Source organism: Sedimentibacter sp. (genome assembly GCF_032080165.1).
In the GTDB taxonomy this organism is placed as follows: Bacteria; Bacillota; Clostridia; order Tissierellales; family Sedimentibacteraceae; genus Sedimentibacter.
Genome location: NZ_DAMASY010000001.1, coordinates 534,892 through 541,084, shown reverse-complemented (window position 1 = coordinate 541,084; position 6,193 = coordinate 534,892). Strand labels below are relative to the sequence as shown.

The following is a 6,193-nucleotide window of genomic DNA, read 5'->3' as shown; positions in this document are numbered from 1 at the left end:
AAGTGACCTAAAATTAAATGACCTTTTGACCTAATTTTCAGTTGACAAATACAACTATCTTACTGTTTAAATAATTCTTAAGTTATTCCAGGGACTTAAGAATGATATCAAAAGCTTGTGGAGATACTGTGGAGAACAATTAAAAATATTTATTAAAATACAAATATCTGTTTTATTCAATCATTCGTATAATATTTTTTAGTCTAGCTAATTCATTTAAAGATTGTAATAATATGATTAATAACGTTAAATCTAGACTTAAAAGCAATCCAGTTAATTTATATCTGAATTTATCTTTATTTGAAATTGAACTATTTCCATTTCTATAATCCATAATGTATCCCCTAACTTTCTCTATAAGCTCTATTATCAATATATATTTTTTTGCCTACTTTTCCGTGTACTATTGAATCATTTATAATTTCTCGAATTACTTTTTTTGATAATTTATCATTTTCATAAGTAATCTTAACCAATTTTTTATCAAGATTTACATTTAATTCTTGTATACCTTCTATAAGGCTGAGAGCTTTAACTACATTTGTTAAACACCTGTTACAAAGCATATTACTTTGTTTTAATTTAACCGTATGAATAGTATTCAATATAAAACCTCCTTTACCACCCCACCTCTGCGGTGATATTTAAATACTAGCAAACAATTATGAAGATTGTATCAAGATTATTAAAAAATATATATATATATCTTTATAAGTTTTACTTCTCCATATAAATAACATAATTTTATGTTATTTATAAATATAGGTACAAAAATATCAAAAATAAGGAGTAAGTTATGAGTGTAAATAATAAAAAAATAGATTTTACCGAAAAGCCTCACGAACTAAGCAGTATCAAAAAAGTAATTGGTATAGTAAGCGGTAAAGGCGGTGTTGGCAAATCTCTTGTGACATCTATGATGGCTGTAACCATGAACAAAAGAGGTCATAACACAGCAATACTCGATGCTGATATAACCGGTCCTTCAATACCTAAAGCTTTTGGAATTAATACAAAAGCAGTGGCAAATGAAAATGGACTATTGCCTGTCACAAGCAAAACCGGTATTGATATAATGTCTATTAATTTAATATTGGAAAACGACACGGATCCAGTTATTTGGAGAGGACCCGTCTTAAATAATGTTGTTAAGCAATTTTGGAAAGAGGTAATTTGGCAAGATATTGATTATATGTTCATAGATATGCCTCCTGGAACCGGAGATGTTCCGCTTACAGTATTCCAATCTATACCCTTAGATGGAATTATAATTGTTACCTCCCCACAGGAACTAGTTTCAATGATTGTATCTAAAGCAGTTAAGATGGCAAAAATGATGGATGTTCCAATCATTGGCTTAATTGAGAATATGTCATATTTCAAATGTCCTGATTGCAATAAAGAATATCATATTTTTGGAGAAAGTCATATTGAAGAAATTGCTAATAAGCATGATATAAAGGTTTTGGCAAAGCTTCCAATTGACCATAAAATAGCTTTAGCTGTTGATAATGGATTAATTGAATTTTATGATAACAGTTTGTTTAATAATATAGCAAAAATACTGGAATAAAATACAAACAATAATACATCGGGCTAAAAAAATACCCCTTATAACTAATTTTGATTTATTAGTATAAGGGGTTATAATTTATCTATTAAATTCCACTATTACGTTAGTTCCCTTTCCAACTTCACTATCGATTTTAATAGTTCCTCCATGTGCTTCTACCAATGCCTTTGTAATTGTAAGTCCAATACCAGTTCCCCCGGTATGACGATTCCTTGATAAATCGCTTCTATAAAACCTTTCAAAAATATATTTTAAATCTTCTTTTGGGATTCCAATACCTGTGTCCTTTACAATTATTTTAATTTTATCTTTTATTTGCTCTAAAGAAACACTGACAGACCCATTTTCATTTGTATACTTAATTGCATTAGAAATAATATTAACGAAAATACGTTTTAGATAATCAATGTCTCCCATAAAATTAACATCATTTTGAATATTTTTATCTATATTAATATTTTTATCTAAAAACATAGGCTCATAGCTTTCTATTATATTATTCAATGTTGAAGATATATCTACATTGCTTAATTTCAGGTTTATCTCATCATCTTCCACAATTGATAATTCAGATAATTCATTAATTAATTTTGTTAACCTTATTATTTCTCCATGAATAACAGATAGCTTTTCATCATTAGGTTCCCATACTCCATCCAGAAAAGCTTCTATATGACTTCGAATTGCAGCCAAAGGTGTTCTCAGCTCATGAGCTATATCTGTAGTCATTCTTTTTCTTAGAGATTCTTGGCTATTCAACCTTTCTGCAAGTTCTTTAACTGATATGGATAATTCATATAACTCAACAGTGTTTGTTTCTACTTCCTTTAGGTTTTTATATTTTCCTTGTTCAATTAGTTTTGCATTTTCCTTAATAACATATATAGGATTTAAAAACTTCTTAGATATACTATTACTTGAACGAAAAGCAATAATCAATGTCAAAATTGATGCAATTGCAAAAATACTGTTTATTGTAATTAAAAACTTTTCATCTTCTATATTAGATATAATGCTTTTTGGTCGTCCAACATCTATAGTTCCTATTTGTGAGTTATTGTATGTCAAAGGATAACTTCTAAACGAAAATTTACCTTCATCACTGCTGTATTCATCTACCATCCCATACATTATTCCAAATGTACTACTGTTCCAACTTATATTATTATTCTTGTCCCTTATTTGAATTACAACATCTTCACTGAAAGCATAATGCATTATATTCATTAAAGAATGAGAATTTAATTCTTTATAATCGCTGAATACACGTTCCACATACTGAACTACTTTTAAATCATCTCTGCTTCTTGAATCCCTAATATAATCTGAAAAAAAATAATTTATACTAAGATTTGAAGTAATTGTAATAAATGCAATTGATAATATTGAAATTGTTACAAAATACTTTCGTAACTGTTCGCTTATTTTTATCATCTTATTCTCCCTCAAACTTATATCCGACACCATAAACAGTTACAATATATTTAGGTTCTTTTACATTATCCTCAATTTTTTGTCTCAAATTTTTAATATGAGTATCAACGGTACGATCAAATCCTTCAAAATCATAGCCAAAAGCTAAACTTACCAAATGACTTCTAGTGAAAACTTTCTGTGGATTTTGCGCTAGGGTCAATAATACCTTAAATTCATTTGGTGTTAAACTTACTTCTTGTCCTGCCTTTTTAACTATGTGTTTAGGAATATCAATAAACAAATCTTTATCATTAAATTCTAAAGCATCAGTTAATTCAGAATTGCCTTTAGTTCTTCTAAGAATTGCTCTTACTCTGCCAACCAGTTCTCTAGGACTGAAAGGCTTTGTCAAATAATCATCTGCGCCTATATATAAACCTGTAACTTTATCATCTTCACTGCTTTTTGCTGTTAACATTAAAATAGGCACATCCGATTCCTTTCTGATTAATTTGCATATTTCCTCGCCTGAAATATCCGGAAGCATTAAATCAAGAATTATAAAATCAGGTTCTATTTCATGAAATAGCTCTATAGCCTTATTTCCTCGGCTTGCAGTAAAAACTTCATAGGTTTCTCGCAAAAGATAATCTTTTATGACATTTAAAAGGTTAATCTCATCATCAACAACTAATATTTTCTCATTCATTTTTTTCACCTTATAATTTTCTTTTTAATCTAATATTTGATACTACCAAAATTATATGATATTTGGTTATATTATACACTATTATTTTAATAATAAATCATGTAGTTATTATGAAGAAAATTTATATGTTTAATGTGTTTTTCTTCATAATTTCTCCATAATTATTATGTACAATTAATTTAAGGATTTCGAATTGTTATAATTATTAAGCAATTTAGTCCCCCGTAAAGATATAACCAATGAAAAAATAAGACCTAAGAGGTCTTATTTTTATGCAATCACATCTATGTCGTTATCTTTTTCTTTATTTTCATTATTCTTTATGTTAACACTTATTCCATTGGGCATACAAACAATAGTTTCATACTCTTCCTTTATCCACCCCGTTTTTGAACATATACCTTCAGGGCATATGTCTTTATCCATTTCTAACATCCTTACTGCACCATCCTTAACTTCTATATACCCAGTGTTTTCTTCAAATTCAAAGCTGTAGATATTTGAAGTATCTTCAGTTAAAGATAATTTTTCTACCATATTTCCATATACTTTAATTTCAACAATTTTTGTTCCTTCTTTTGTATTAAATAATACAGATAAACCTAACCATGCAAAACTTATTATAATAAGTGAGCAGACTAATATTTTATCCCATAATGTCATTTTGCTTAACATCTTACTTTACCTTTCAATTTATTAAGTTATATAATTAACATGTAATATATAATAAAAATGTGGAGAACTTATGTAAGTTTTATATGATTATGATATAACAATTATATAAAAGGATAATGAGTATCTCTTCTTCCAAATCTGTACATATAATTAAGTTCTCTATCTAAAGAAATAGCAACATGAGTATATTCATCATAATCTGGATAAGCTTGGGCATAACATTATTGGTTCCTGTTAATAGAATAATAGAAAATTGAAAATTTCCAATTAAATAAAAAAGCTGACAATTGATATCTTAAATTACTTTATCAGCTTATAAATTTAATTCAATTAAAGGATAGTGTAAATATGAGGAGATTTAAACTCTTCTAAATCTTTCTAGAAACTGTTTTGTTCGTTCTTCTTTAGGTTTGTTAAAGAAATCTTTTGAGTTATTTTCTTCAACAATTACTCCGTCTGCCAGGAAAATAATCTTATCGGCCACATCCCTTGCAAATTCAAGCTCATGAGTTACAATTATCATGGTAATTTTTTCTTTTGCAACATTTTTTATAACCTGAAGTACTTCATCTACGAGTTCTGGATCTAATGCAGAAGTTGGTTCATCAAATAATATAACCTTTGGATTAATTGCTAGCGCTCTTGCAATAGCTACACGCTGCTGTTGTCCTCCAGATAATCCAGATGGAAAATGATCTGCTCTATCAGAGAGTCCAACTTTTTCTAACAATAATTCACTTTGTTTATATGCTTCCTTCTTAGATATCTTTTTTACTACAATTAAGGCTTCTGCTATATTTTCAAGTGCAGTTTTATTAGCAAATAAATTATAATTTTGAAAAACCATTCCTGTATTTTGCTGAACCTCATGTATACTCTGCTTAGTTATTTTATGTGCATTAACTACAATATCATCTAAATAGATTTCTCCGTCCGTTGGTGTTTCTAACAGATTAATACAACGAAGCAAAGTAGACTTTCCTGAGCCACTAGGGCCTATTAATGCTACTGTGCTACCTTCTTCAACCTTAAGATTAATATCTTTTAAAACATGATTCTTTTTGTAATATTTATTTAGGTTTTTTATTTCAATCATCTAAACACCTCTTTCAAACTTACGGAATCTATTTTCAAGATATACGAGCAATCTTTCGAAAACAATACAAATTCCCCAGTATATAAGTGCTGCAACGATGTAAACTTCAAAGAATTGTGAAGTTCTACCTGCAATTATCTTTGCTTGCCCTATAATTTCTGGAACAGAGGCTGCAAATGCTAAAGAACTATCTTTTAATAATGATACAAAATGGTTACCAATATTAGGCAAAGCAACTATTACTGCTTGTGGTAAAATTATTCGTCTTAAGCCTTGTGATGTTGTCATGCCTACTGAGTGACAAGCTTCCATCTGACCCTTATTAACCGCTTGTATAGCTGATCTAATAGTCTCTGAAAGGTATGCACCTGAATTTAGTGAGAAAGCAACATAAATAAAGTATATTGCTGGAATATAGGAAACATCCCAGTTGAGGCTATATCGAGAATTAATATAACGTATTACTAATGGAATGCCATAGTATGATAAAAATATTTGCACTAATAATGGGGTACCTCTTATAAATGATACATATAAGCTAGAAATTTGATATAGAACTGGCACGCGATAAATCTTAACTAATGCAACAAAGAGTCCAATAATAAGCCCTATAAAGAATGCAACCAAGGCTATGGCTAAGGAAATTGGAATTCCCTTAGCGATAGCAGGAATTGATTCTATCATATAAGAGAAGTCCAATAACTTATCCATTCACATCGCCCAC

Annotated in this window: 8 protein-coding genes; 1 reads left to right on the top strand and 7 read right to left on the bottom strand. The window is 29.0% G+C overall.

The window, feature by feature from the left end:
* Positions 1-172: 172 nt before the first annotated feature.
* Together RT412_RS02565 and RT412_RS02560 are read right to left on the bottom strand one after the other, a co-directional pair.
* The gene (locus tag RT412_RS02565) at positions 173-334 is read right to left on the bottom strand and encodes a hypothetical protein (protein ID WP_312578866.1); all 162 of its coding nucleotides are present in this window, start codon (positions 332-334) and stop codon (positions 173-175) included.
* Positions 335-344: 10 nt separating this feature from the next.
* Positions 345-605: a heavy-metal-associated domain-containing protein gene (locus tag RT412_RS02560; RefSeq protein WP_313371015.1), complete on the bottom strand. Its 261-nt coding sequence runs from the start codon at positions 603-605 to the stop codon at positions 345-347.
* 191 nt (positions 606-796) lie between these two features.
* Here RT412_RS02560 and RT412_RS02555 point away from each other — a divergent pair, with 191 nt between their 5' ends.
* Positions 797-1,573: an Mrp/NBP35 family ATP-binding protein gene (locus RT412_RS02555; RefSeq protein WP_312652578.1), complete on the top strand. Its 777-nt coding sequence runs from the start codon at positions 797-799 to the stop codon at positions 1,571-1,573.
* 78 nt (positions 1,574-1,651) lie between these two features.
* Here the strand turns inward: RT412_RS02555 and RT412_RS02550 are convergent, their stop codons facing one another.
* The 5 genes from RT412_RS02550 to RT412_RS02530 form a co-directional block, all read right to left on the bottom strand.
* Positions 1,652-3,007 carry a HAMP domain-containing sensor histidine kinase gene (locus RT412_RS02550; protein WP_313339965.1) on the bottom strand — a complete coding sequence of 452 codons (1,356 nt, stop codon included), beginning with the start codon at positions 3,005-3,007 and terminating at the stop codon, positions 1,652-1,654.
* Between the two features lies 1 nt (position 3,008).
* Positions 3,009-3,698, bottom strand: coding sequence for a response regulator transcription factor (locus RT412_RS02545; RefSeq protein ID WP_312578862.1), 690 nt, complete (start codon positions 3,696-3,698; stop codon positions 3,009-3,011).
* A gap of 270 nt (positions 3,699-3,968) precedes the next feature.
* Positions 3,969-4,373, bottom strand: coding sequence for a NusG domain II-containing protein (locus RT412_RS02540; RefSeq protein WP_313371013.1), 405 nt, complete (start codon positions 4,371-4,373; stop codon positions 3,969-3,971).
* A gap of 358 nt (positions 4,374-4,731) precedes the next feature.
* Positions 4,732-5,469: an amino acid ABC transporter ATP-binding protein gene (locus tag RT412_RS02535; RefSeq protein WP_313339963.1), complete on the bottom strand. Its 738-nt coding sequence runs from the start codon at positions 5,467-5,469 to the stop codon at positions 4,732-4,734.
* Positions 5,470-6,180 carry an amino acid ABC transporter permease gene (locus RT412_RS02530; protein ID WP_313339962.1) on the bottom strand — a complete coding sequence of 237 codons (711 nt, stop codon included), beginning with the start codon at positions 6,178-6,180 and terminating at the stop codon, positions 5,470-5,472.
* Between the last annotated feature and the right edge of the window lie 13 nt (positions 6,181-6,193).

Coding starts and splice junctions, on each gene's coding strand:
- RT412_RS02565 (WP_312578866.1), bottom strand. CDS start 334: ATGGATTATAGAAATGGAAATAGTTCAATTTCAAATAAAGATAAATTC.
- RT412_RS02555 (WP_312652578.1), top strand. CDS start 797: ATGAGTGTAAATAATAAAAAAATAGATTTTACCGAAAAGCCTCACGAA.
- RT412_RS02550 (WP_313339965.1), bottom strand. CDS start 3,007: ATGATAAAAATAAGCGAACAGTTACGAAAGTATTTTGTAACAATTTCA.
- RT412_RS02545 (WP_312578862.1), bottom strand. CDS start 3,698: ATGAATGAGAAAATATTAGTTGTTGATGATGAGATTAACCTTTTAAAT.
- RT412_RS02540 (WP_313371013.1), bottom strand. CDS start 4,373: ATGTTAAGCAAAATGACATTATGGGATAAAATATTAGTCTGCTCACTT.
- RT412_RS02535 (WP_313339963.1), bottom strand. CDS start 5,469: ATGATTGAAATAAAAAACCTAAATAAATATTACAAAAAGAATCATGTT.
- RT412_RS02530 (WP_313339962.1), bottom strand. CDS start 6,180: ATGGATAAGTTATTGGACTTCTCTTATATGATAGAATCAATTCCTGCT.